Annotated in this window: 18 protein-coding genes and 1 pseudogene; 3 read left to right on the top strand and 16 right to left on the bottom strand. The window is 72.9% G+C overall.

Features of this window, described 5'->3' with window-relative positions:
- The 15 genes and pseudogenes from GA0115242_RS37725 to GA0115242_RS42170 form a co-directional block, all read right to left on the bottom strand.
- A pseudogene (locus tag GA0115242_RS37725) lies at window positions 1-681 on the bottom strand (glucose-6-phosphate isomerase); the annotation flags it as partial.
- A 66-nt stretch (window positions 682-747) separates the two neighbouring features.
- Window positions 748-2,013 carry an MFS transporter gene (locus GA0115242_RS37730; RefSeq protein WP_093836170.1) on the bottom strand — a complete coding sequence of 422 codons (1,266 nt, stop codon included), beginning with the start codon at window positions 2,011-2,013 and terminating at the stop codon, window positions 748-750.
- A gap of 284 nt (window positions 2,014-2,297) precedes the next feature.
- Entirely contained in the window at window positions 2,298-2,633 is a 336-nt protein-coding gene (locus tag GA0115242_RS37735) for an RNA polymerase-binding protein RbpA (RefSeq protein WP_093836171.1), read from the bottom strand.
- Window positions 2,634-2,844: 211 nt separating this feature from the next.
- Complete coding sequence (gene secG / locus GA0115242_RS37740; RefSeq protein ID WP_176729995.1) at window positions 2,845-3,075, bottom strand: preprotein translocase subunit SecG; 231 nt, start codon at window positions 3,073-3,075, stop codon at window positions 2,845-2,847.
- 114 nt (window positions 3,076-3,189) lie between these two features.
- Window positions 3,190-3,966, bottom strand: coding sequence for a triose-phosphate isomerase (gene tpiA / locus GA0115242_RS37745; protein WP_093836173.1), 777 nt, complete (start codon window positions 3,964-3,966; stop codon window positions 3,190-3,192).
- Between the two features lie 5 nt (window positions 3,967-3,971).
- Window positions 3,972-5,183: a phosphoglycerate kinase gene (gene pgk, locus GA0115242_RS37750; protein WP_093836174.1), complete on the bottom strand. Its 1,212-nt coding sequence runs from the start codon at window positions 5,181-5,183 to the stop codon at window positions 3,972-3,974.
- 126 nt (window positions 5,184-5,309) lie between these two features.
- Entirely contained in the window at window positions 5,310-6,317 is a 1,008-nt protein-coding gene (gene gap / locus GA0115242_RS37755; RefSeq protein WP_093836175.1) for a type I glyceraldehyde-3-phosphate dehydrogenase, read from the bottom strand.
- A gap of 223 nt (window positions 6,318-6,540) precedes the next feature.
- Window positions 6,541-9,495: a M14 family metallopeptidase gene (locus GA0115242_RS37760; protein ID WP_093836176.1), complete on the bottom strand. Its 2,955-nt coding sequence runs from the start codon at window positions 9,493-9,495 to the stop codon at window positions 6,541-6,543.
- Between the two features lie 145 nt (window positions 9,496-9,640).
- Window positions 9,641-10,630: a DNA-binding protein WhiA gene (whiA, locus tag GA0115242_RS37765; protein ID WP_093836177.1), complete on the bottom strand. Its 990-nt coding sequence runs from the start codon at window positions 10,628-10,630 to the stop codon at window positions 9,641-9,643.
- Window positions 10,621-11,688 (bottom strand): gluconeogenesis factor YvcK family protein, encoded by a 1,068-nt coding sequence (yvcK, locus tag GA0115242_RS37770; protein ID WP_093836178.1) that lies wholly within the window; start codon window positions 11,686-11,688, stop codon window positions 10,621-10,623. Before yvcK ends, whiA begins: the two co-directional genes overlap by 10 nt.
- Entirely contained in the window at window positions 11,685-12,683 is a 999-nt protein-coding gene (gene rapZ, locus GA0115242_RS37775) for an RNase adapter RapZ (protein ID WP_093836179.1), read from the bottom strand. The genes yvcK and rapZ overlap by 4 nt, the downstream gene beginning before the upstream one ends.
- Complete coding sequence (gene uvrC, locus GA0115242_RS37780; protein ID WP_093836180.1) at window positions 12,680-14,884, bottom strand: excinuclease ABC subunit UvrC; 2,205 nt, start codon at window positions 14,882-14,884, stop codon at window positions 12,680-12,682. Before uvrC ends, rapZ begins: the two co-directional genes overlap by 4 nt.
- Window positions 14,885-14,956: 72 nt before the next feature.
- The gene (locus tag GA0115242_RS37785) at window positions 14,957-15,634 is read right to left on the bottom strand and encodes a response regulator transcription factor (RefSeq protein WP_093836181.1); all 678 of its coding nucleotides are present in this window, start codon (window positions 15,632-15,634) and stop codon (window positions 14,957-14,959) included.
- Between the two features lie 416 nt (window positions 15,635-16,050).
- The gene (locus GA0115242_RS42165; protein ID WP_256089850.1) at window positions 16,051-18,972 is read right to left on the bottom strand and encodes a PAS domain S-box protein; all 2,922 of its coding nucleotides are present in this window, start codon (window positions 18,970-18,972) and stop codon (window positions 16,051-16,053) included.
- A gap of 427 nt (window positions 18,973-19,399) precedes the next feature.
- Window positions 19,400-19,528, bottom strand: a complete 129-nt coding sequence (locus GA0115242_RS42170) for a hypothetical protein (protein ID WP_256089851.1) — start codon at window positions 19,526-19,528, stop codon at window positions 19,400-19,402.
- A 155-nt stretch (window positions 19,529-19,683) separates the two neighbouring features.
- On the opposite strand from GA0115242_RS42170, the gene GA0115242_RS37805 reads away from it, so the two are divergent.
- The 3 genes from GA0115242_RS37805 to GA0115242_RS37815 all read left to right on the top strand — a co-directional run bounded on the left by GA0115242_RS37805 (window position 19,684) and on the right by GA0115242_RS37815 (window position 22,507).
- Window positions 19,684-20,058: a response regulator gene (locus GA0115242_RS37805; protein WP_093836183.1), complete on the top strand. Its 375-nt coding sequence runs from the start codon at window positions 19,684-19,686 to the stop codon at window positions 20,056-20,058.
- A 210-nt stretch (window positions 20,059-20,268) separates the two neighbouring features.
- Window positions 20,269-21,225, top strand: coding sequence for a hypothetical protein (locus GA0115242_RS37810; RefSeq protein ID WP_093836184.1), 957 nt, complete (start codon window positions 20,269-20,271; stop codon window positions 21,223-21,225).
- Between the two features lie 370 nt (window positions 21,226-21,595).
- Complete coding sequence (locus GA0115242_RS37815; protein WP_093836185.1) at window positions 21,596-22,507, top strand: carbohydrate kinase family protein; 912 nt, start codon at window positions 21,596-21,598, stop codon at window positions 22,505-22,507.
- A gap of 424 nt (window positions 22,508-22,931) precedes the next feature.
- Here GA0115242_RS37815 and uvrA read toward each other — a convergent pair whose 3' ends face one another.
- A complete protein-coding gene (gene uvrA / locus GA0115242_RS37820; protein WP_093836186.1) occupies window positions 22,932-25,976 on the bottom strand; it encodes an excinuclease ABC subunit UvrA in 3,045 nt (1,014 codons plus the stop codon).
- Window positions 25,977-26,189 lie beyond the last annotated feature (213 nt).

Raw genomic sequence — 26,189 nt, forward strand, 5'->3', positions numbered from 1 at the left:
CGCGCGCGCCGACGTCGCGTTGGTGATGGTCTCGATCGTGGTGAACGTCTTGGACGCGACGATGAACAGGGTCTCCGCGGGATCCAGGTCCCGGACGGCCTCGTGCATGTCCGCCCCGTCCACGTTCGACACGAAGCGGACGGTGAGGTCGCGGTCGGTGAAGGCGCGCAGCGTCTCGTAGGCCATGGCGGGGCCGAGGTCGGAGCCGCCGATGCCGATGTTGACGACGTTCCTGACGCGGCGGCCGGTGTGCCCGGTCCACGCGCCCGAACGCACCTGGTCGGCGAAGGCGGCCATCCGGTCCAGGACCGCGTGCACGGCCGGGACCACGTTCTCGCCGTCGACCTCGATCACGGCGTCACGCGGGGCACGCAGCGCGGTGTGCAGGACGGCGCGGTCCTCGGTGGTGTTGATCCGCTCCCCGCGGAACATGGCGTCCCGCAGCCCGAACACATCGGTGGCCGCGGCCAGTTCACGCAGCAGCCGCAGGGTCTCGTCGGTGACCAGGTGCTTGGAGTAGTCGATGTACAGGTCGCCGACCTGGAGCGTGTAGCCGGTGCCGCGGCCCTGGTCGGCCGCGAACAGCTCCCGCAGCCGGGTGCCTGCGAGGTCGTCGCGGTGCGCGGTCAGCGCGGTCCACTCGGGCGTCTGGTCGAGCCTGGTGCGGCCGTCTGCGTTCATTCGGACTTCAGCCTTCTTTCGTACCTGTCCTGGGGCCTGTCCCGCTGCCGTCCCCAACCTAATTGATCAACCCGGGGCACGGGTCGCGGCGGTGTCGGCGGGCGGTGCGTCCACTGGTACGTGCCGGGAGAGCGCGGGTATCAGCGCGGCGACGGACAGGACGAAGAACCCGGCCGCGAGGAGCGGCGGGGTGCGCGCTCCCCGGGCGGCGGCCACCGCTCCGCCGAGCAGGGCGCCCAGCGGGCCCCCGGCGACGGCGAGGGTGCGGAAGGCGGAGGCGACCCGGCCGAGCACGGCGGCGGGGGTGCGCCGCTGCATGAGCGTCGTGGTGTTGACGTTCCACACCATGCCCATGAACCCGAAGACGGCCATCGCGGCGACCAGGGTGCCCAGGCCGCCCGCGGTGCCCATGACGACGAGCGCCGCGGTCTGCGCGGTCCCGGCGCACAGCACCGCGCGGGTCCGGCCGATCCGGGCGACCAGCCGGCGGTTGGCCGCTCCCCCGGCCAGCCCGCCGACGGAGAAGCCGGTGAGGGCGGCCGCGTACCCGGCGGAGCCCGCGCCGAGGCCGTCGGTCACCAGCAGGACCAGGGTGGCGACGAGCGCGCCGACGCCCACGTTGCACAGGGCGGTCGCGGCGCACAGCCCGCGCAGGACCCGGTCGGCGGCGAGGACGCGCAGCCCCTCGGCGATCTCCCGGCGCAGGGTGCTGCCGGTCGGCCGGGGCGGCCGCTCGGGGGCGGCGGTGCGCAGGGAGGTGATCAGCGCGGCGGCGGCCAGGAACGTCAGCGCGTCGACCGCGAAGGGCACGGCGGCGCCGGACGCGAGGAGCAGCGGCACGAGCGGGGCGCCCAGCAGTCCGCCGGCGATCCGCTGCCCGGTCATCAGGCGGGCGTTGGCGCTGCCGAGCCGTTCTCCGGGGACCAGCGCGGGCAGCAGGGCGGTGGCCGCGTTGTCGAAGAGGGTCTGGAGGGTGGTGAGCGCGAGGGCCAGTGCGATCAGCAGGCCGACGGAGGCGTGGCCGAGGGCGACGGCCACCGCGAAGGCGGCCGTGAGCAGAGCGCGCAGCGCGTCCACGGCGCCCATGGCGCGGCGCTGGTCGACCCGGTCGGCGACGGCCCCGCCGAGCAGGCCGAAGACGATCCAGGGCAGGTAGCCGCAGGCGGTGACCGAGGCGATGAGCAGGGGGTCGTCGGTCAGCGCGGCGGCGGTCAGGGGCAGCGCGGCCGTGCGCAGCGCGTCGCCGAAGCTGGAGAGCACGGCGGCGCCCCACAGCCGTCCGAAACCGCCGCGCCACGCGGGCGCGCTCGCCCCGCTCTCCCCACCGCTCACCCCGGCCCCCTCATGGTCGGCTCATGGAAGAACCGTAGAGGGCACCACTGACAACGGGTCCTCGGTGCGGCGGTGGTACGGGTCCGGCCGGGCCCTTCGCGGGTGCCCGGCCGGTGTTCTCCAGTGCCGTGACCGGAAAGGTTCACCGGAAGGCTCACGGTGTCCGGTGCGGTGCACCGCGCGGCGGAGCGTCGCCCGCGTACCGGACGTACCCGGGTGATGCGACGACGCGGCGAGGTGCCGTGCCGGGCATCGCGAGCCGGTGGACCTCTCCGGTCAGGGCACTAGATCTCGCCCCGCAGTTTCGCGAGCGCCTCGGCGAGGATCGCCTCGCCGTCCGCGTCGCTGCGCCGCTCGCGGACGTACGCGAGGTGCGTCTTGTAGGGCTCGGTGCGCGGGGGGTCCGGGGGGTTGTCCGGGTCCTGTCCGGCCGGGAAGCCGCAGCGCGGGCAGTCCCAGGTATCGGGCACCTGCGCGTCGCTGGCGAAGCTGGGCTGCGTCTCGTGCCCGTTGGAGCACCAGAAGGAGATGCGCAGACGCGGCGCGGACTCGCCGCGCTCGGCCTCGCCCATCGGCCCCGCCCCGACCCGGCTTCCTCGGATCGCGTTGCCACTTGCCACGGTCGTAACTCCCTGCGTGATGGTGCCGCGGAGCGAGTCGGCGTTTCGCTCCGTTGCGAGCGCCTCAGTCTACGTAAGGCCCAACGCGCGTCCAGTGGTTGGAGTTACAGCCCTCACACACAGACGCAAGCCCCATGATAGGCCGCGCTCAGCTGCGCGTACCGAACATGGGGCCTTAGGTGCGGAATGCGTGAGGGAATGCCCGCCAGGGTCAGGTGCTCGACTTCATGATGATGGCGAGGACGATGATGCACGCGAACCAGAGCAGACCGATCACGACGGTGATCCGGTCGAGGTTGCGCTCGGCGACCGAGGAGCCGCCGACGGACGACTGCATGCCGCCGCCGAACATGTCGGAGAGGCCGCCGCCCTTCCCCTTGTGCATCAGCACCAGCAGCATCATCAGCAGGCTGAAGACGATCAGGGCGATCGAGAACCCCAGAACCACGGCTGGACCAACTTCCTCGGATACGGATGGACTGCGGGGTCACAGCACCGGTGCTGTGACCCCGCAAGGGTACGACGGATCGCCGCTAGCGCATACTCACTGCTCGCGTCACTGGTCGCGGAAGCGCACGATCTTGACGAACTCGTCGGTGTCCAGCGAGGCGCCGCCGACGAGGGCGCCGTCGATGTCGGCCTGCGCCATGATCTCGGCGACGTTGCCGGACTTCACGGAGCCGCCGTACTGGATGCGGACCTTGTCGGCCAGCTCCTGCGTGTACAGCTCGGCGACCTTGCCGCGGATGGCGGCGCAGACCTCCTGCGCGTCCTCGGCGCCGCAGACCTCGCCGGTGCCGATGGCCCAGACCGGCTCGTAGGCGATCACCACGGTCTCGGCCTGCTCGGCGGGCAGGTCCTGGAGGCCGCCCACGACCTGGGCGAGGGTGTGGGTGACGTGCTCGCCCGCCTTGCGGACGTCCAGCTCCTCACCGACGCAGAGGATCGGGGTGAGGCCGTGCTTGAAGGCGGCCTTCGCCTTGGCGTTGACGATCTCGTCGGTCTCGTGGTGGTACTGGCGGCGCTCGGAGTGGCCGACGACCACGTACGTGCACTTCAGCTTGGCGAGCATGGGGCCCGAGATCTCGCCGGTGTAGGCACCGGAGTCCTGCGCCGAGACGTCCTGGGCGCCGTACTTGATCCTGAGCTTGTCGCCGTCGACCAGCGTCTGCACGGAGCGCAGGTCGGTGAAGGGCGGCAGGACGGCGACCTCGACGGCCTCGTAGTCCTTGTCGGCCAGGGCGAAGGCGAGCTTCTGGACGTGGGCGATGGCCTCAAGGTGGTTGAGGTTCATCTTCCAGTTGCCCGCCATGATCGGCGTGCGGGTGCTCATCGAGGTCAGTCCTCCAGTGCGGCGAGGCCGGGGAGCGTCTTGCCCTCGAGGTATTCGAGGGAGGCGCCGCCGCCGGTCGAGATGTGTCCGAACGCCGTCTCGTCGAAGCCGAGCAGGCGCACGGCGGCGGCGGAGTCGCCACCGCCGACGACCGTGAAGGCCGGCGAGTCGAGGAGGCCCTGGGCGACGGCCCGGGTGCCCTCGGCGTAGTCGGGGTGTTCGAAGACGCCCATCGGGCCGTTCCAGAAGACGGTGGCCGCGTCGGCGAGCTTCGAGGCGTACAGCTTGCGGGACTCAGGGCCGATGTCCAGGCCCATGCTGTCGGCGGGGATCGCGTCCGCGGCGACGGTGGTGGGGTTCGCCGGGGCCTTGGTCTTCAGGTCCGGGAACTCCGGCGCCACCAGTACGTCGGTGGGCAGGACCAGCTCGACGCCGGTCCTGGCGGCCCGCTCGATGTACTCGGTGACGGCCGGGATCTGGTCCTCCTGAAGGAGGGAGACGCCGATCTCGTGGCCCTGGGCCTTGAGGAAGGTGTAGGCCATGCCGCCGCCGATCAGCAGGCGGTCGGCCTTGCCGAGCAGTTCGTCGATGACGGCGAGCTTGTCGGAGACCTTGGCGCCGCCGAGGGCGACGACGTAGGGCCGCCGGACGTCCTCGGTGAGCCTCTTCAGGACGCCGACCTCGGTGGCGATGAGGTGTCCGGCGTAGTGCGGGAGCCGGGCCGGGAGGTCGAAGACGGAGGCGTGCTTGCGGTGCACCGCGCCGAAGCCGTCCCCGACGTAGACGTCGGCGAGGGCGGCGAGGCGGTCCGCGAACTCGCCGCGCTCGACGTCGTCCTTGGCGGTCTCGCCCGCGTTGAAGCGCAGGTTCTCGATGACCGCGACCTGGCCGGGTTCGAGGCCGTTCACCGCGTCGTGGGCGGCGGGGCCGACGGTGTCCTGGGCGAACGCGACGGGGGCGCCGAGGAGTTCACCGAGCCGCTCGGCGGCCTGGAGCAGGGAGAAGGCGGGGTCGGGCGCGCCCTTGGGGCGTCCGAGGTGCGAGGCGACGACCACCTTGGCGCCCGCGTCGGCGAGGGCCTCGACGGTCGGCAGGACGGCGCGGATGCGGCCGTCGTCGGTGATGAGGCCGTCCGCCATCGGGACGTTGAGGTCGGCGCGGACGAAGACCCGCTTGCCGTCGACGCCTTCGGCGAGGAGTTCGTCGATCGTCTTCATGGAATGGGACTCCTGGGGAGAAGCTCGTGATCGTACGAGGGCTGTACACGCGCGTGAGGGCTCGGACGGCGCGGCGTGCGCTGCCCGAGCCCTGCACTCACATCGAGGTGCCGTCCGGTGTGGCGATCAGAGCTGGCCGCCGACGAAGACCGTGAGGTCGACGAGGCGGTTGGAGTAGCCCCACTCGTTGTCGTACCAGCCGATGACCTTCACGTTCTTGCCGTCCTGGACCATGGTCAGGAGGGAGTCGAAGGTGCAGGACGCCGGGGAGTTGACGATGTCCGAGGAGACGATCGGGTCCTCGGTGTACTCCAGGATGCCCTTGAGCTGGCCCTCGGCGGCCTTCTGGAAGGCGGCGTTGATCTCTTCCTTGGTGGTCTCGCGACCGAGTTCGAGGACGAGGTCGGTGACCGAGCCGGTGGGGACCGGGACGCGCATGGCGATGCCGTCCAGCTTGCCCTTGAGCTGCGGGAGGACCAGCGCGGTGGCCTTGGCGGCACCGGTGGTGGTGGGGATGATGTTCTCGGCGGCGGCGCGGGCGCGGCGCAGGTCCGAGTGCGGGAAGTCCAGGATCCGCTGGTCGTTGGTGTACGCGTGGACCGTCGTCATCAGGCCCTTGACGATGCCGAAGTTCTCGTCGAGGACCTTGGCCAGCGGCGCCACACAGTTGGTGGTGCAGGAGGCGTTGGAGATGACGTGGTGGTTGGCCGCGTCGTACTTGTCCTGGTTGACGCCCATCACGATGGTGATGTCCTCATCCTTGGCCGGAGCCGAGATGATGACCTTCTTGGCACCGCCGGCGATGTGCTTCGCGGCGTCGGCCTTCTTCGTGAAGATGCCGGTCGACTCGATGACGATGTCGACGCCCAGCTCCCCCCAGGGGAGGTTGGCGGGGTCGCGCTCGGACAGCACCTTGATGGTGTGCCCGTCGACCGTGATGGTGTCCTCGGTGTGCGACACGTCGGCCTTGAGGCGGCCCAGGATGGTGTCGTACTTCAGCAGATGCGCGGTGGTCGCGGTGTCACCCAGGTCGTTGACTGCCACGATCTCGATGTCCGCACCCTGCTCCAGCAGCGCGCGGAAGTAGTTACGACCGATGCGGCCAAAGCCGTTGATGCCTACGCGGATCGTCACGAACCGATCTCCTCGTTGGTACGCCGGCTTTCCCGCCGGCGAGCTGTATGGGATGTCCCCGACCAACCCCGACCCTACCTCCCTGTGGCCGCGGCGGTGACATCGAGACGGCGCTTACGCGGCAGGGCGGCCCATACCCACCAGTAGGGGTACGGACCGCCCTGGTCCCGCGGGTCTTTCGCTCGATCCGACTACGGACGGTCAGCGGTTGACGACACCGCCGTCAGCCGTGCAGGGCCGCCATCGCCTTCCTGACGAGGTCGGTGCGGTCGGCCGCCGAGGTGAGGTGCTCGAGACCGAAGCCGAGCAGGACGGTGCGGTCGGTGGTGACGGCGCCGTAGGTGGTGAACAGGGCGCCGGTGCGGGCCCAGTCCCTGAGGACGGCGGGGCTGCCCGGGGGCGGTCCCGGCGCGCGCCAGGCACCGAGCGAGGTCTCGAAGCCCTCGTTCTGGGTGGCCGTGCCGCCGACGACGAGCGCGGTGTCGTCGACGAGGACGCCCCGGCCGCCGCTGCCCGGGTCGGTGACGTAGCTGATCGACACCTCGACGGACCTGCCCGCCCAGCCGCTGAGGTCGAAGCCGACCTGCCGCCATCCCGCGGAGGAGCCGGTGAGGCTGTGCCAGGAGCCGCTGGTGCCGGTGGTCGCGCAGCCGTCGGCGGCGACGGTCAGGTAGTGGGTGAGCCAGGGGTGTTCGTCGACGAGGAAGCCCGCCCCGCACTCGTCGGGCGCGGCGGAGGTCCCGGCGCCGCCCGCCTCGGGGAGCGTCGTCCAGTCGTCGCCGCCCGCGGTGCGGGCCTCCACGACGACGTGGTCGTAGCCCGGCTCGGTGTCCCAGAGCATCCGGGCGCGCAGGGTGGGGGTGTCGGCGGCGGCGACCTGGGTGAGGTCGACGGTGCGGGTCAGCCGCTTGTAGCCGTCGTCGGTGTGGACGGCGGCCGCCATCCAGGAACCGGCGTACGGGCCGTACGGGTTGGTGGTGCCGGCGAACCGGCCCGCGCCCGCGGAGGCGAACTGCGGGTAGGTGTCGGGGGAGAGCTGGTCGGAGGTGACGCCGAAGGTGCCCGCGCGGTCGAGCGGGCCGCCGCCCGGGGCGCCGAGCGGCCCGCCGGTGCCGTCGAGGGCGCCGGATCCGGCGAATCCCGCCGCGCCGGGGGTGGAGGTGCGCGAGTAGGCGCCCAGGTAGTACTGGCTGAAGTCGTCGGAGGGGGTGCCGTCGCCGAGGTCGACGCTGCCTCCGGCGAGCTGCCCGGCCTCGATCAGCCTGCCGCCCTCGTTGAGGAAGGCGCGGAGCTGGAGCTGGGTGGCGTTGCCGGGGGCGGCGGCGCCGGTGTAGTGGACGACGGTGCGGAAGTGCGCGAGCACGCCGAGCGCGTCGGGCGCGCCCCGGTCGGCGACGTCCCAGACGACGGCCTTGTGCCCGGCGGCCTTCAGCGCGTCCGTGTAGATCGCGGCCCGGGTCGCGGTCGCGCCCTCCTCGGCGACGACGAGGGTGTCGGCCGCGGCCCGCCGGGCGACGGTGTAGGTGAAGTGCGGGGAGGCGACCTTCCTGCCGCTCGCGGTCTCGGCGGTCGACCAGACCTCGACGGTGTCGCCCGGCACGCCGTCCGCGACGCGGGCCCGGTACGCGTCGAAGTACAGGTTGTCCTCGCCGCCGTACGTGCGGCCGCCCTTCCACGGCCTGAGCGCCATGTCGAGGGTGCGGCCGCCGTTGACGCGGTACTTCAGCTCCTTGTCTCGCAGCGCCTTGCGGGCGACGACGGAGACCTCCTGGGCGGCGCCGCGCGCGTAGGAGGTGGTGAACGGCGCCGGGGTGAGGTCGGCGGCGGTCAGGCCGAGCGACGAGGAGGGGGTGTCGGGGTGCGCGGCGGTCTCGGCGACCGAGAGCGCGAACGGCACGTTCTTCGCGAACTCCTGCTGGATCAGGTGTTCGTCGTCGGGGAAGGTGAAGACGGACCGGCAGTCGGACGCCTGCCACCGGTCGTCGGGATCGGCGTTCGAGGCGGTCTGGCAGGTCGACATCTCGGGGGTGAACATCGACATGCCGTTGACGTTGGAGGCGTGTCCGTCGGCCTCGCCGTTGGTGGTGTACAGCTCCGAGGAGACCTGCGGCCGGTAGCCGGGGATCGCGGAGTCGCCCGGGGTGCCCGCCAGCGCCCGGTAGACGGTGTCGTCGGGGGTGGGGGTGGCCACCTGCCAGCCGACGCCGTAGAGGAGGAGCTGCGCGGCGGAGTGGTAGTTGACGCCGTAGGTGAAACCGACGCGCTTCTCCAAGGCGTCGATCGCCCGCGTCTCGGGCTCGGACCCGGGGCTCGCGCCGCGGTAGGTCTCGCTGGTGGGGTTGGGGGACGAACCCTCGTCGTCGTAGCCCCACTTGTAGGGGAAGTTGCGGTTGAGGTCGACGCCGTCGCCGGTGGAGATGACGCCGTCGCCGTTGACGTCCCGCAGGTTCTTGCGCCACATGCGGGTGGCGGGGCTCCGGAAGGTGTAGTCGTAGCCGTCGGGGTTGGCGGAGAGCACGAACCAGAGTTCGGTGGAGTCGACGATCTTCTTGATCCGCCGGTCGGTCCGGTAGTTGTCCAGGTAGTGGTGCATCATCCGCCGGGTCATCTCGGGGGTGATCCACTCACGGGCGTGCTGGTTGGACAGGTAGAGGACCGACGGCTTCGAACCGTCCGGCGTGCTGCGGGCGCCCTTGGTCAGCCTGAGCGCGAGGATGTCCTGCCCGCCGACGGTCCGGCCGATGGAGACGACCTTGGTGAGGCCGGGGTTCTCCTGGCCGGTGCGGACGATCTCCTCCTTGAGGCCGCCGGGGCCGCCGTAGGGGCGGAAGACGCCCTCGGCCGCGGCCCCGACGCGCTCGCGGGCGGCGGCGGAGAGGGTGTGCTCGGTGAGGTCGACGCCCTGGCGGCGCAGTTTCCGCGCCTGCCGGTCGGTGAGGTACACCTCGACGGCGCCGGTGCCCCGGTCGGGGACCTGCTCGCCCAGTTCACGGGCGTCCTGCCCCGCGGTCAGCAGCAGGGGCACCTGCTGCCGGGTGACGTCGGCGCGGAAGACCTTGACCTCGTCAGGGCCGGGCCCGGCCGGGCCGTCCTGGCGCGCCTGGGCGACGGGCGCGAGGCTCGCCCCGGCGACGAGCAGGGCACCGACGGCGAGGATCGATCTCGCTCTGCGTCTCATGAACCCCCCTTGTGACGGTCCGCCACCGCGGCGGCCCGTTTGCCAGGCTCATGTCAGTCCTTGATCGAGTCAAGAGCGGCCCGGGGAAAGCCGAACGCCGGCACCGGACGCCCAACAGGGCGCCGGTACCGGCGAGTTGACGTCTTCAGCCGACGAGGTTGTCGGCCATCTCCTCGGTGATGCTGGACTCGGTGCCCGGGATGCCGAGGTCCGAGGCGCGCTTGTCGGCCATCGCGAGCAGCCGCCGGATCCGCCCGGCGACCGCGTCCTTGGTCAGCGGCGGGTCGGCGAGCGCGCCCAGCTCCTCCAGGGACGCCTGCTTGTGGTCCATCCGCAGCCGCCCGGCGGCGGCCAGGTGCTCGGGGACCTCCTCGCCGAGGATCTCCAGCGCCCGCTGCACCCGGGCACCGGCGGCGACCGCGGCGCGGGCGGAGCGGCGCAGGTTGGCGTCGTCGAAGTTGGCCAGCCGGTTCGCCGTGGCGCGCACCTCGCGGCGCATCCGGCGCTCCTCCCAGGCCAGCACCGACTCGTGCGCGCCGAGCCGGGTGAGCAGGGCGCCGATGGCGTCGCCGTCACGCACCACCACCCGGTCCACACCGCGCACCTCGCGGGCCTTCGCGGCGATCGACAGCCGCCGGGCGGCGCCGACCAGCGCGAGCGCCGCCTCGGGACCGGGGCAGGTCACTTCGAGGGAGGAGGAGCGACCGGGCTCGGTGAGCGAACCGTGGGCGAGGAAGGCACCCCGCCAGGCGGCCTCCGCGTCGCAGGTGGCACCGGAGACGACCTGCGGGGGCAGCCCCCGGATCGGGCGGCCGCGGCCGTCGACCAGGCCGGTCTGACGGGCGAGCTGGTCACCGCCCGCCACCACCCGCACCACGTAGCGCGAGCCGCGCCGCAGCCCGCCGGGGGCCATCACGATCAGCTCCGAGCTGTGGCCGAAGATCTCCAGGATGTCCCGCTTGAGGCGCCGGGCCGCCATCGCGGTGTCCAGCTCCGCCTCGATCACGATGCGCCCGCTCACCAGATGGAGGCCGCCGGCGAACCGCAGAATGGCGGAGACCTCCGCCTTTCTACAGCAGGTCCGGGTGACGGGGAGCCGGGAGATCTCATCCTTCACCGCTGCCGTCATCGCCATGGGCCGATCCTTCCATGCATCCGAAAAATACGGTCGTACGCGGCGGCCAACAGCTCCGGGTCGTGCCGGGGGGTTCCGTCCCTTCGGGCGACCGGGGCCAGCTCGACCGCGGCTCCGAGTCGCTTGGCGGCCTCGGTGAGCACATCACGGTCGGGCACGGCGGCCTCGTCGGCCAGCACCACGTCCAGGGCGAGTTTAGGGGCGTGTCGTCCCAAAACCTCCAAATGACGTTGCGGTGAGAAGCCCTCGGTTTCTCCGGGTTGCGGAACGAGGTTCAGGGAGAGCACCCGGCGGGCCTTCGTCTGGGTGAGCGCGTCCAGCAGTTCGGGCACCAGCAGATGCGGGATGACGGACGAGAACCAGGACCCGGGACCGAGGACGACCCAGTCCGCGTCCAGCACCGCGTCGACGGCCTCCGGGACGGCGGGCGGGTCGTGCGGCACCAGGTGCACGGACTGCACCTCGCCGGGGGTGAGCGCCACCGTCGCCTGCCCGCGGACCGTGTCGACCGCCTCGGGGCGCCCCGGGTCGTGCCCCCTGACCAGGGCCTGGAGCTCCAGCGGCACGGCGGACATGGGCAGCACGCGCCCGTGCGCGCCGAGCAGCTTGCCGACCAGGTCGAGAGCCTGGACATGATCGCCGAGCTGTTCCCACAGGGCGACGATCAGGACGTTGCCGACGGCGTGGTCGTGCAGGTCGCCCTGGGACTGGAAGCGGTGCTGGATGACCCGGGACCAGGTCTGGCCCCAGTCGTCGTCGCCGCAGAGCGCGGCCAGCGCCTTGCGCAGGTCGCCGGGGGGCAGGACGCCCAGTTCGTCCCGCAGACGGCCGCTGGAGCCGCCGTCGTCGGCCACGGTGACGACGGCGGTGAGGTCACCGGTGATCCGGCGCAGCGCGGCGAGCGAGGCGGACAGGCCCATGCCCCCGCCGAGCGCGACGACCTTGGGCTGGGCGCCGCGCCTGCGCGGGCGGGCGCCCCGGGGCTCGACGGGCCGCACCGCGCGCCCCTCGGGCACCGCCCTGCGCAGCCGGCCCAGCCGCGAGGTACGTCCGGTCATTCCCGTCCCATGTCCCGGTGCACGACCACCGTCTCCACGCCCTCGGCGGCGAGCCGGGCGGCGAGCTTCTCCGACATGGCGACCGAGCGGTGCTTGCCGCCGGTGCAGCCGATGGCGATCGTCACGTACCGCTTGCCCTCGCGGCGGTACCCGGCCGCGATCAGCCGCAGCAGCTCGGCGTAGCGGTCGAGGAACTCCTTGGCGCCCGGCTGGTTGAAGACGTACGCGGCGACCTCCTCGTTGACGCCGCTGAAGGGGCGCAGCTCCGGGACCCAGTGCGGGTTGGGCAGGAACCGCATGTCGGCGACGAGGTCGGCGTCGACCGGCAGGCCGTACTTGAAGCCGAAGGACATCACGGTGGCCCGCAGCTCGGGCTCCTCCTCACCGGCGAACTGGGCGTCCATCTTGGCGCGCAGTTCGTGGACGTTGAGGCTGGAGGTGTCGATCACCAGGTCGGCGTCGCCGCGCAGCTCGCGCAGCAGTTCGCGCTCGGCGTCGATGCCGTCGACGATGCGGCCGTCGCCCTGGAGGGGGTGCGGGCGGCGCACCGACTCGAAGCGGCGCACCAGGGCCTCGTCGGAGGACTCCAGGAAGACGATCCGCCGGGTGACGCCCCGGGTGTCGAGGTCGGCGAGGGACTCGCGGAGGTTGTCGAAGAAGCGCCGTCCGCGGACGTCGACGACGACCGCGATCCGCGCCACGTTGCCCTGCGAGCGGGCGCCCAGCTCCACCATGGTGGGGATCAGCGCGGGCGGCAGGTTGTCGACGACGAACCAGCCGAGGTCCTCCAGGCACTTGGCCGCGGTCGACCGGCCGGCTCCGGACATCCCGGAGATGATCACCAGCTCGGGGATGGCCTCGGGGGCCCCGGCTGTCTCGCTGCCCGTACTCACCTGTGCTCCGTCTTCCTGGCGGGGTTCGCTCTGCGCGTGATCCTCGCCGGTCTCCTTGTGCGTGCGATCTCGGCCTGCTGTGGGCCGCTCGTGCTCGGTCATCTCTCCTGCCCCCGTCGTTCGTCCGCGGCGCCCGCGGTCACGGGCTCCTCCGGGGCGTCCGGCGTCGTCCCGGGCGTCCCGTCCTGTTCGTCCTCTTCCATGATCTCTCCGGTCGCCGTGTTGACGGCGGGACCGGCCGGGGTCGCCCCGGCGAGGGCCGCGACGATGGTCTCGGCCGTCTTGCGGCCTATGCCCGGGATCTCGCAGATCTGGTCGATCGTCGCGGACCGCAGCCGCTTGACCGAGCCGAAGTGTTTGATCAGCGCCTGTTTGCGGGTGTCGCCGAGGCCCGGGACGTCGTCCAGGGGTCCGGAGCGGAAGCGCTTGGCGCGTTTGGCGCGCTGGTAGGTGATGGCGAAGCGGTGGGCCTCGTCACGCACGCGTTGCAGCAGGTAGAGGCCCTCGCTGGTGCGGGGCAGGACGATCGGGTCGTCGTCGTCCGGCACCCAGACCTCCTCCAGCCGCTTGGCGAGGCCGCAGACCGCGATGTCGTCGATCCCCAGCTCGTCCAGGGCCCGCTTGGCCGCCGCGACCTGCGGCTGACCGCCGTCGACGACGACGAGCTGGGGCGGGTAGGCGAACTTGCGCGGGCGGCCGTCCTCGTCGGTGAGGCCGTTCGTCTCGGCCCGGCCGTTCGCGTCGATGACGTCGGTCGCCGCGGGGGACGCGGTCGCCGCGAGGGACGTGGGGGGCGCGGAGGGGGCGGGGGACGCGGGGGACGCGGGGGCGTCCGTGCGGGTGTCCGCGGGATGGTGCGTGTCGCCGGGGCCCTCGCCGCCGTCGGCCCACTCCCCCGTGCGCTCCTTCTCGGCGAGGTAGCGGCGGAAGCGGCGGGTGATCACCTCGTGCATCGAGCGGACGTCGTCCTGGCCCTCGAAGCCCCTGATCTGGAAGCGGCGGTACTCGCTCTTGCGCTGCAGGCCGTCCTCGAAGACGACCATGGAGGCCACCACGTCGTCGCCTTGGAGGTGGGAGATGTCGTAGCACTCGATGCGCAGCGGCGCGCTGTCCAGGTCGAGGGCCTCGGCGATCTCCTCCAGGGCACGGGAGCGGGTGGTGAGGTCGGAGGCGCGCTTCGTCTTGTGCAGGACGAGGGCCTGCTGCGCGTTGCGCGCGACGGTCTCCATGAGGGCCTTCTTGTCGCCGCGCTGCGGGACGCGCAGCGAGACGCCCGCGCCGCGGCGGTCGGTGAGCCACTCCTGGACCGGCTCGACCGGGTCGGGCAGCGCGGGGACGAGGACCTCCTTGGGGACCGCGTCGCCCTTCTCCTCGCCGTAGAGCTGCTGGAGCGCGTGTTCGACCAGGGCGCCGGTGGTGATCTCCTCGACCTTGTCGGTGACCCAGCCGCGCTGGCCGCGCACCCGCCCGCCGCGCACGTGGAAGATCTGGACGGCGGCCTCCAGCTCGTCCTCCGCGACGGCGACGAGGTCCGCGTCGGTCGCGTCGGCGAGCACGACCGCGCTCTTCTCCATGGCCTTGCGCAGGGCCTCGATGTCGTCGCGCAGCCGGGCCGCCCGCTCGTACTCCATGTCCTCGGCGGCTTCGGTCATGCTCCGTTCGAGGCGGCGGATGTAGGTGCCGGTGCGGCCTGCCATGAAGTCGCAGAACTCGTCGGCGAGTTCGTGGTGCTCCTCGGGGGTGACGCGGCCGACGCAGGGGGCCGAGCACTTGCCGATGTAGCCGAGCAGGCAGGGGCGGCCGGTCCTGGCCGCGTTCTTGAAGACGCCGGCCGAGCAGGTGCGGACCGGGAAGACGCGCAGCAGCAGGTCGACGGTGTCGCGGATGGCCCAGGCGTGCCCGTAGGGCCCGAAGTAGCGCACGCCCTTGCGCTTCTGACCGCGCATCACCTGGACGCGGGGGAACTCCTCGTTCATCGTGACGGCGAGGTACGGGTAGCTCTTGTCGTCGCGGTACTTGACGTTGAAGCGGGGGTCGTACTCCTTGATCCAGGAGTACTCCAGCTGGAGCGCCTCCACCTCGGTGGAGACCACGGTCCACTCCACGGACGCGGCGGTGGTGACCATCGTCCGGGTGCGCGGGTGCAGGTTCGCCAGGTCCTGGAAGTAGCTCGCCAGGCGCTGGCGCAGGCTTTTCGCCTTCCCGACGTAGATCACCCGGCGGTGCTCGTCGCGGAACCGGTAGACCCCGGGAGAGTCCGGGATCGATCCCGGCCTGGGGCGGTAGCTGGAGGGGTCGGCCATGTCTCACACCCTACTGGCGAGGGCTGACAGAGCGCGGGCCCGCGGGCGGCGGCGGGAGGGGCCGCGCCCTCCCTAGCGTGACTCCAGGAAGGTCAGCACCGCCAGTACCCGGCGGTGGTCCTCGGTGTCCTCCGGGAGGCGGAGTTTGCCCAGGATGCTGCGGACGTGCTTCTCGACGGTGCCCTCGGTGACCCACAGCCGTCGGCCGATGCCCGCGTTGGAGCGGCCCTCCGCCATCAGGGCGAGGACCTCGCGCTCCCGGGCGCTGAGCAGGGCGAGCGGGTCGTCGCGGCGGCGGGCCGAGAACAGCTCCCGCACCAGGGAGGGGTCGACGACGGGACCGCCGCCGCGCACCCGCTCCAGGGCGTCGAGGAACTCGTCGACGACCGTGATGCGGCTCTTGAGCAGGTAGCCGACCTGGCGACCGCTGGCCAGCAGCTCCAGCGCCTCCTCGACCTCGACGAACGCCGACAGGACGAGGATGCCCGTGCCGGGGTGGCGCTCCCGGATGGCGCGGGCCGCCCTCAGCCCCTCGGTGGCGTGGTCGGGCGGCATCCTGATGTCGACCACCGCGAGGTCGGGGCGTTCGGCCGCGACCAGTTCCAGCAGGGCCTCGGCGTCCCCGGCCTGCCCCGCCACCTCGTACCCGACGCGTTCGCAGAGGCTGGCCAGACCCTCCCTGAGCAGCACGTCGTCGTCGGCGAGAACGACGCGTCCCCGCGCCCGCCGCCGCGCTCCGTCCTGGTCCATGGCCCCGGCTCCCCCTGCCCCGAGCGACGCGTGCGTACCCGCCGACAGCCTGCCGCACCGGGGCGGTTCCGGCTAGCAGGAAGGGAGATTGGGTGCCTGCCAGGACGACGGGCGGGGCGTGCGCGGGCGATCCTCGAAGCAGGCCGGAGACGGGACGGAGGCCCGCGCCGGAGGCCGAGGACAGGCGCCGTACCGCGTTCCGGCGGTGCGGCCGGCGCCGACCCGCCGGCTCGGGCGAGAGCCGGCGGGTCGTGGGGCGGAGACCGCGGGAGTCGCGGCGGACGCGGGCCGGGGTACCGACGGCGGTCGGCCCGGGTCCGCCGGACCACGCCCCGCCCCTGCCCGCCCGGACGTACGCACCTGGAGTTCACGGCTCCCCCTGCCGGACGGCTCCCCTCACGCGTGCGTCCGGGCGGTCATCCGTGCGGCGGCCCCTCCAGCGGCGCCGTGACCCGCAGGGTGGTGCCCTGGCCTGGCGGGCTGCGCAGGTCCAGCCGTCCGCCGATCGCCTCGACCCGGTCGACGAGCCCGATCAGACCGGAGCCCCGGCCCGGCTCGGCGCCGCCCGCGCCGTCGTCGCGGACGGTCAGCTCCAGGACGTCCCCGCGCGCGTGGGCGTCGACGGTCACCACGCGTGCGTGCGCGTGCTTCACGGCGTTGGTGAGGCACTCCGAGACGACGTAGTAGGCGGCCACCTCGAGCCGCTCGGGGAGCCGCCGCGCGGGCAGCGCGAGATCCAGCTCGACGAGGACCGGGCAGCGCCGGGCCAGCGAGCGCAGCGCGGGCCCGAGACCACCCTTCGAAAGAATCGCCGGATGGATGCCCCGGGCCACCTGGAGGAGGTCGTACGAGGCGTCCTCCAGGCCCTTGGCGACATGCGCGAGCTGCCGCCCCAGTTCGGACGACGGGTCGGCGACGAGGGACTCGGCGAGCCGCAGGTCCAGTTGCAGGGCGACGAGCCGCTGCTGGACACCGTCGTGCAGGTCCCGCTCGATCCGCCGCCGCGACGCGTCCCCGGCGGCGACCACCCGCGCGCGTGAGGCGCTCAGCTGGGCCCGGCTGTCGGCGTTGGCGACGGCGGCGGCGACCAACTCGGTGAAGTCGGCGAGCCGGGAGGCGTCGGGAGGCACCGGCTCGGGCGTCGCCTTAGACGCGGGATCGGGCGTCGGCTGGGACGCGGGCTCGGGCGTGGGCTGAGGCGCTGGTTCGGGTACCGGCCCGGACGCGGGATCGGGCGGCGGCCGGAGCGCCGGTTCAAGTACCGGTCCGGACGCGGGATCGGGCATGGACCGGGGCGCTGGTTCGGGTACCGCCCCGGACACCGGCTCGGGCGTCGGGTCGGGTGCGGGGCGTGGTGTCCGCCGGGTCGTGGCGACCACCGCGCCCCACAGCCGTCCGTCGACGGCTATCGGCGCGGCCACCGACCGTCCCACCCGCGCGGGCGCCCGCGTGCGGAGCACCTCGCGGGCCGCGGCCTCGCCCTCCCGTCCGGTCCCGTGCGCGGTGCCGAGGACGGTCAGCGTGCCGTCGGACTCGTGCCGCAGCACCGCCGCGACCTCGGCACCGAGCAGGTCCTCCACCTCCGCGGCCACCGCCCCGAACACCCGTTCAGGTGTGGCGCCGCGGGCGACCAGGGTGGCGACCCGGCGCAGCGCCGACTGCTCGCGGGCGGCGCGGCGCCGCTCGGTGACGTCCCGGGCGGCGGCGTACACCAGGCCCTCCTCGGGCACCGGGCGGGCGCTCCACTGGAGCCAGCACTCGGTGCCGTCCTCGCGCACGTACCGGTTCTCGAACCCGGCCAGTTCCGCGCCGCCCGCGAGGAGTTCCAGGGCGGCCCTGGTCCGCTCCCGGTCCTCCTCGTGCACGAGGTCGACGGGGTGCCGGGCGAGCAGCGTCGCGCGCGGGTAGCCGAGGGTGCGTTCGAACGCCGGGTTGACGCGCCGGAAGGAGCCGTCGACGCCGAGGATGCAGAGCAGGTCGAGGGAGAGGTTGAAGATGTCCTCCAGCTCCCGTTCGGCCTTCCGGCGCCGTCCGTGGGCCGCGGCGAACGACGCCATCGTGCCGTTCATGCCGCCGAGGAGCTGCGCCCAGGTGCCGTCGAACCGGCCGACGTCCACCCGGTGTTCGAGCCGGTTGTCGTCGACCGCGGAGTTCATGGAACGAATCTCGGCGGCCAGTCGTTCAGTGGTCACCCGCAGTTCGCGGAAGGTGTCCGCGACATCGCCGAGTTCGTCGTGGCCCGCGTAGTGGACGGCGAAGGAGAGGTCGCCCGCGGAGAGGGCGCGGGCGCCCGCGGTGACCTCCCGGAGCGGGCGGGTGATGGAGCGTGCGAGGACGAACGCGAGGAGGGCGACCCCGGTGAGGACGGCGAGGGAGACGGTGAGATCGCGCGCGGCCCGGTTCCGGGCGCCCTCCAGATCGGCGGCGGCCGTGTCCGCGAGGTCGCGCGCGGCTTCGTCCTGGATACCGCGCAGCGCGGCGATCCGGGCCGTGGAGTCGGCGAGCCAGCCGCCGTACGAGGGCCAGCGGGCGGTCGGCGGGTCGGGGTCGGCGAGCAGGTCGCGGACGGCGCGCACGGCCCGGCCCGGCACCTCGAACTGCGCCTGGTAGAGGGCGGCCCGCAGCCGGTCCGAGGTGGTCCGGCGGAACTCCCGCAGCTGCGCCTCCTCCAGGGCGGACCAGCGGCCCGCGGCGGCCGGACGGCGTCCGGTGGGGGTGTCGAGCAGGACGGCCAGCTCGACGCGCTCGCGTTCGGCGGCCTCGACGGCCTCCAGGATCGCGACGTGGGCGTCGGCGGCCCGGCCCGCGGCCCGGGTGGGACGGCCGGTCTCCAGCGCGGTCGCGGTGTCGAGCAGGGTGTCCTGGATCTCCTGGTACTGCTGGGCGATCGCCCGCGCGGTGAGCGCCCCGAGCCCGGCCTGCACCCGCACGGCGCTCAACTGCCTGCTGACGGCGTCGAGTTCGCCGCCGGTGCGGGCGGTGGGCCAGGAGTCGGCGCGGCGGACGGCGCCGTCCAGGGCGCGGTCGGTCGCCTGTCGCGAGGCGGACCGCGCCGTGAGGGTGGCCGTGTCGGGGCGCAGCCGCGCCCGGACGGCGTCGACGCGCTCCGTCGCGACGGCGTCGGAGACCCCGGAGGTCGCGAAGGACACGTCGATCGCGGAGCGGAACCGCTCCAGGGTGCGCGCCTCCTCCCACTGGGCGAGGGCGCCGAAGGCGGTGAGCGCCACCAGCCCGGTGACCGGCAGCAGCACGAGCAGCAGCAACTTGTGGCCGACCCGGAGCCGGGAGAGCAGGGGCGCACGGCGCCGCCCCGGCCCCTGACGACGTCGCGCCGCCACCCCAAGGAACCGAGGGCCGCTCGCCACGGCCCCGGATCACCTACGGCCCCTCGCCCCGGTGGCTGTGTGCCGTCCCGCCACCGTTCCGGGGCCCCGGTGCCGTCCCGCCGCCGACCCGGGCGCTGCGCGCTGCCCCGCCGCCCTTCCGGAGGCTGCGCGCTGTCCCGGCACCGACCCGGGGGCTGCGCGCCGGTTCTCCGGTGGGCCGCGGGGTCCGTCGGGTCCAGGTGCCGTGGCGTCGGCCCCTCGGCGTCCCGTCGGTCACGCGCCGCCGGTTCGTCGGGGCCCGTCCGCCGTCGTCCCGGCGGATCCCCGGGCTTCCGTTCCCGCACCGGCGGGCCCTCGTCCGGGTGCTCGGGTGCTTCCCCTCCGTCCGCTGCGCCTCCGGGGCCGCGTGGTCCGGGGCGGGGGCGGCGCGTAGGGGGTCTCATCGTCCGGCCGACGGCCCGCGGACCGGGCCGTACGCGTCGGCGAGGACGCTCGTCGTGCCGGACGGCGCCTTCATGGCGTACCCCCACTCGACCAGGTGTCCCGGCCTCCCCCGGGGCTCCCTCATGCTATCGGCGGTGACCTGCCGGCGCTCCGCGCCGACGCGAACTGCGCGATCCGGCACAGGACTTCAGCACATTCCAGCTACCCGGTACCCGGCGCCGCCGCATCTTTCCGGCTAGCCGGAAGGCGCAATCACCCGGCGGTGGGCACGCTGTGCGCATGACCACGCGCTGTCTTCTCGTCGATGACAGCGTCCGGTTCCTGGAGGCGGCCCGCACGCTGCTGGAGCGTGACGGGACGACCGTGGTCGGTGTCGCCTCGACGGGCGCGCAGGCGCTGGCCCGCGCGTCGCTCCTCGCCCCTGACGTCGCCCTGGTCGACCTCGACCTCGCCGGGGAGAGCGGTCTTGACGTCGCCGCTGCGCTCGTCCGCGCCGTGCCCTGCGCGGTCATCCTGATCTCCACGCACCCGTACGAGGACGTCGCGGAGTTGGTGGCGGCCAGCCCCGCGCGCGGTTTCCTGCACAAGGCCGACCTGTCGGGCCGGGCGATCCGGGAGGTGCTCGGCGGGCCGGAAGCGGTCGGCGCGACCTGACCGCGGCGTGCCCGTCTCGGCCAGGAGTACCGCGCTGTTGGGCGTCAGGTGTTGTCGGGACTAGGTCAACACGCTTCAATGCGGGGGAACTCGGGGCGCTGCACGCGCGCGTATGGATGTGAAGGCGTCCCGGTGGCACCGGGGTCGACCCGGCGCCGGCGCGGAACCGGTCTGACCAGCCGTAGCGAGCTTCCAGAGAAAGGCCCCCGCATGCCGCACGCCACACAGCACGCTGACGTCGCCTCCGCCACCACCGCGGAACTGGACGCGGCCCTGCGGGGCGGCCCCTTCCATGTGGCGCTGCGTGCCGCGATCGCCGCCAGGGGGCTGCCGTTGCAGCGGGTGCAGCACCATCTGTCGCGGCGCGGGGTCAAGGTCGGCGTGACGAGCCTGAGTTACTGGCAGCAGGGGGCGAGGCGCCCGCAGCGTCCGGAGTCGCTGCGGGCCGTGCGCGCGCTGGAGGAGATCCTCCAGTTGCCCGAGGAGTCCCTGATCAGGCTGCTCGCGGAGAACGACGCGCACGCCTGCGCGCAGCGACCGGCCGCGCGCTCGTACCGCTCCCTGGTGGAGGCGTCCGGGGTCCTGGAGCGGCTGCTGGACGAGCTGAGCCTGCCGCCGGACGGCGGTCTGCTCACTCTGGGCCACCACGAGCGGGTCAGGATCGGCGCCCGCCGCGAGCTGGCGGGGCGTGAGTCCCACCACATCGTGCGCGCCCACAAGGACGGCGTGGACCGGTTCGTCGCCGTCCACCACGGCGACCCGGAGTGCGCACCGGAGCGGATGCGGCTGCACGCCCTGGACAACTGCCGCACGGGGCGGACCCGGGTGCACCACGACACCGGTGTGCTGGTCGCGGAGCTGCTGTTCGACACCCGGCTGCGGGCCGGTGACACCTTCCTGTTCCGGTACGGGGTGGAGGACGGCACGGCCGGTGAGTCCCGCGAGTACGTGCGCGGCTTCGGGCCCGCGGGCGGGCAGTACGCGCTCCAGGTCAGCTTCGACGGCCGGGCCCTGCCGACCCGCTGCCACCGCTTCACCCAGCACTCGGCGGCGGCACCGCGCGGCGGTCGGCTGGAGCTGCCGATCAGCGCCCGCCACCACTCGGTCCACCTGGTGGAACCACGGGTGCGGACGGGAGTACTGGGCATCGGCTGGGACTGGGAGTAGGAAGACTCCCGGCACGCGCGGGGTGGGGAAACCGGGGGCCGAGCACTCCCAGGCACGCGCGACGCTGGGAACCGGAGCCGGGACACCCCGGGCCCGCACGGACACCGGGAACCGGGCCGGGCACTCCCAGGCACGCGCGACGCCGGGAACCGGAGCCGGGACACCCCGGGCCCGCTCGGGCGCCGGGAACCGGAGCCAGGACATCTAGGGCCCGCTCGGACGGCGGGAAACCGGGCCGGGAACGCCCCCGCGCACGCCCCCGGGGACCGGGAATAGGGATGCCCTCAGCGCACATATGGTAGGAAGATCGGCGCCCCGGCGGCGCGGTCGCGTCCAGGGCGCTCTGCTCCGTTCCCGGAAGGAACCTCTCGTGATCGTCGTCGCCGGTGAAGCCCTGATCGACCTGGTGCCGCAGGGCACGGGCGCCCTCGCGGCGCTGACCCCGGCGCTCGGCGGCGGCCCGTACAACACGGCCGTGGCCCTCGGCCGCCTCGGCTCCGCCTCCGCGTTCTGCTCCCGCACCTCGCGGGACGCCTTCGGTGAGGCCCTGCTCGACGGGCTGCGCTCCGCGGGCGTCGACGTCTCGGCGGTGCAGCGCGGCGCGGAGCCGACGACGCTGGCGGTCGCCACCCTCGACGCGGGCGGCTCGGCCTCCTACTCGTTCTACGTGGAGGGCACCGCCGACCGGCTGTTCTCGGCGCCCGAGACGCTCCCCGCCGGGACCCGCGCGATCTCCTTCGGCACCTGCTCCCTGGTCCTCGAACCCGGCGCGACCGCCTACGAACGGCTGCTGCGGACCGCCGCTGAGCAGGGCGTCTTCACCGCGCTCGACCCGAACGTCCGGGCCGGGCTGATCCCGGACGCCGACGCCTACCGGGCCCGCTTCCTGAGCTGGCTGCCCTCGGTGTCGCTGCTCAAGCTCTCCGAGGAGGACGCCGAGTGGCTGGGCGGCTCGCCCCGCGAGTGGCTGGCCGCCGGACCGTCGGCGGTCGTGATCACACGGGGCGGCGACGGCCTCACGGCGTTCACCCGGGACGGCGGGGAGTACACGGTGGCGGGCGAGAAGGTCGACGTCGTCGACACGATCGGCGCGGGCGACACGGTGAACGCGGCGCTGCTGCACGGCCTCGCCGTCACCGACGCGCTCTCCCCCGAGGGAGTGGCGGCGCTGGGCGACCAGGGGTGGGCCCGGCTGCTGGGGTTCGCGGCGCGCGCGGCGGCGATCACCTGCTCCCGGGCGGGCGCGGAGCCGCCGTTCGCCTCCGAGGTCGGCGAGGTCTAGGCCCGACGACGGACCGGGCGGGGGCACAGGTGAGGTGCCTGCACCCACCCGAGGACGGAACGCCCGTGTCCGGGCAGATGACGCGGCGCCCCGTGGAGAGTTCCCACGGGGCGCCGCGTCGTCAGGGGTACGTCCCGCACGTCCAACCACCGAACGGGCATCCCGTCCGGAGCCGAGCCGGTATCCGCCACCGGACAACCCGCCCGGCGAGAGAAGCACGCCTCCCCCACCAAACAGCCCGCCCAGCCACCCGGTAACCCGGCCTCGCGGACACCGACTCGTCGCCGTCCATGAGCGTGCGGCGGGGTTCGCCCCCGCCCGCACCGACCACAGCCCCACGGACGCCTGGACCCTCACCGCGCGAGGGGGCTCGCCGCCGCCCGCACCGACCCCGGAGGGTCGGCCCGGCCGGCCGGGTCCGGCCTCAGCTCTTGCGGGTCCTGGCGGACGCCGCCTTCTTCGCCGCCGTCTTCTTGGCGGCGCCGCCGGACGCCTTGGTCGCGGCGGGCTCCTTCTTCGCCGCCACGGCCGTCTTCCCCGCGGCCGCCGTCGCCGTCTTCTTCACGGCCGCCTTCTTCGCCGTCGTCGTCCGGCGCGGGGCCTTCGACGGGGGCGCGTCGCTGATGCGGTCCGCGTCGAGGATGTCCCGCAGGAACTTGCCGGTGTGGCTGGCCGGTACCCCGGCGACCTCCTCGGGCGTGCCCTCGGCGACGACGAGTCCACCGCCCGCGCCGCCTTCGGGGCCCATGTCGACGACCCAGTCGGCGGTCTTGATCACGTCGAGGTTGTGCTCGATGACGATGACCGTGTTGCCCTTGTCGACCAGACCGGAGAGGACCGTCAGCAGCTTGCTGATGTCCTCGAAGTGCAGACCCGTCGTCGGCTCGTCCAGGACGTAGACGGTGCTGCCGGTGGAGCGCCGCTGCAACTCGCTGGCGAGCTTGACCCGCTGCGCCTCGCCACCCGAGAGGGTGGTCGCGGACTGCCCGAGCCTGACGTAGCCGAGACCCACGTCGTTGAGGGTGCCGAGGTGGCGGGAGATCGCGGGGACGGCCTCGAAGAAGTCGCGCGCCTCCTCGATCGGCATGTTCAGGACCTCGGCGATGGACTTGCCCTTGTAGTGGACCTCCAGCGTCTCCCGGTTGTACCGGGCGCCGTGGCAGACCTCGCACGGGACGTAGACGTCCGGGAGGAAGTTCATCTCGATCTTGATGGTGCCGTCGCCCGCGCAGTTCTCGCAGCGGCCGCCCTTGACGTTGAACGAGAAGCGGCCCGGCAGGTAGCCGCGCACCTTCGCCTCGGTGGTCTCGGCGAACAGCTTGCGGATGTGGTCGAAGACACCGGTGTAGGTGGCCGGGTTGGAGCGCGGGGTGCGGCCGATGGGCGACTGGTCGACGTGCACGACCTTGTCGACGAGGTCGTCGCCCGCCACGCGCGTATGGCGCCCGGGGACGCTCCTCGCGCCGTTCAGCTCGCGCGCCAGGTGCGTGTACAGGATGTCGTTGACCAGGGTGGACTTGCCCGAGCCCGAGACGCCCGTGACGGCCGTGAAGACGCCGAGCGGGAAGGAGACGTCGATGTCCTGGAGGTTGTTCTCGCGGGCGCCGTGCACCGTGAGGCGGCGGGACGGGTCCTGCGGGCGGCGGACGTCGGGCAGCGGGATCGCCTTCTTGCCCGCCAGGTAGAGCCCGGTCTGCGACTCGGCGTTGTCGAGCAGCTCCTTGTAGGAGCCGCTGTGCACGACCTTGCCGCCGTGCTCACCGGCGCCGGGGCCGATGTCGACGATCCAGTCGGCGATCTTGATGGTGTCCTCGTCGTGCTCGACGACGATGAGCGTGTTGCCCATGTCACGGAGCCGGACCAGGGTCTCGATCAGCCGGTGGTTGTCCCGCTGGTGCAGACCGATGGAGGGCTCGTCGAGGACGTAGAGCACGCCGACGAGTCCGGAGCCGATCTGGGTCGCAAGCCGGATGCGCTGGGCCTCGCCGCCGGAGAGGCTGCCGGCCGCACGGTTCAGCGAGAGGTAGTCGAGGCCGACGTCGACCAGGAACCGCAGCCGTTCGTTGACCTCCTTGAGGACCCGCTCGGCGATCCGCTTGTCGCGGGCGTTGAGCCGCAGCTCGCCCAGGAAGTCCGCGCAGTCGCTGATGGACATGCCGGAGACCTCGGCGATCGACTTCCCCATGACCGTGACGGCCAGGACGATCGGCTTCAGCCGGGTGCCCTCGCAGGTGGGGCAGGGCACCTCGCGCATGTACCCCTCGAAGCGCTCCCGGCTGGCGTCGCTGTCGGCCTCGCTGTGGCGGCGCTTCACGAACGGGACGGCACCCTCGAAGGGCGTCGTGTACACGCGCTCGCGGCCGTACCGGTTGCGGTAGCGGACCTCGATCTGCGTCTTGTGCCCCTGCAGGAGGGCCTTCCTGGCGCGCAGCGGCAGCCCGGCGAAGGGGATGTCGGTGCGGAAGCCGAGCGCGTCCGCGAGGGCGCCGACCAGCCGCCCGAAGTAGTCCTTGGTGTGGCCGTGGGACCAGGGGTGGATGGCGCCCTCGTCCAGGGACTTGTCCTCGTCCGGGACGATCAGCTCGGGGTCGACCTCCATGCGGGTGCCGATGCCGGAGCAGTCGGGGCAGGCGCCGAAGGGCGAGTTGAAGGAGAAGGAGCGGGGCTCCAGCTCCTCGAAGGACAGGTCGTCGTACGGGCAGTACAGGTGCTCCGAGTACATGCGCTCGCGCTCGGGGTCGTCCTCGGGGAGGTCGACGAAGTCGAGCACGACCATGCCGCCGGAGAGGCCGAGGGCGGTCTCCACGGAGTCGGTGAGACGGCGCTTGGCGGTGTCCTTCACCGTGAGGCGGTCGACGACCACCTCGATGGTGTGCTTCTCCTGCTTCTTCAGCGTCGGCGGCTCGGCGAGCTGGATGGTGGCGCCGTCGACGCGGGCGCGGCTGTAGCCCTTGGTCTGGAGGTCGGCGAAGAGGTCGACGAACTCGCCCTTGCGCTCGCGCACCAGCGGGGAGAGCACCTGGAAGCGGCTGCCCTCGGGAAGCTCCAGCACGCGGTCGACGATGGCCTGCGGCGACTGGCGGGAGATCGGGCGGCCGCACTCGGGACAGTGCGGCTTGCCGATGCGCGCGAAGAGCAGCCGGAGGTAGTCGTAGACCTCGGTGATGGTGCCGACCGTGGAGCGCGGGTTGCGCGAGGTCGACTTCTGGTCGATGGAGACCGCGGGCGACAGACCCTCGATGAAGTCGACGTCCGGCTTGTCCATCTGGCCGAGGAACTGCCGGGCGTACGAGGAGAGCGACTCCACGTACCGGCGCTGGCCCTCGGCGAAGATGGTGTCGAAGGCCAGCGAGGACTTGCCCGAACCGGACAGGCCCGTGAAGACGATGAGCGAGTCCCTGGGCAGGTCGAGCGAGACGTTCTTCAGGTTGTGCTCGCGCGCGCCACGGACGATGAGACGGTCGGCCACGCCGGTCCGCACCTTTCTTGAGAGAAGTGACAGGGGCCGGAGCCCCCGTGCTTCTTCAGACTAGGGGGAGCCACTGACAACGCCGGTCGGATTCCTGGTTGCCTTAACAATCCCCGGCCCTCCAGCATGCCCGACGCCGCCCCCGACCATATAGCACGTGCATTCGATTTACGGCCGGTCTTCACCACCTTCACCCGAAGGTGTGGCGAGGCT

Origin of the sequence: Streptomyces sp. SolWspMP-5a-2, assembly GCF_900091845.1 — a bacterium.
Taxonomy (GTDB): Bacteria; Actinomycetota; Actinomycetes; order Streptomycetales; family Streptomycetaceae; genus Streptomyces; species Streptomyces doudnae.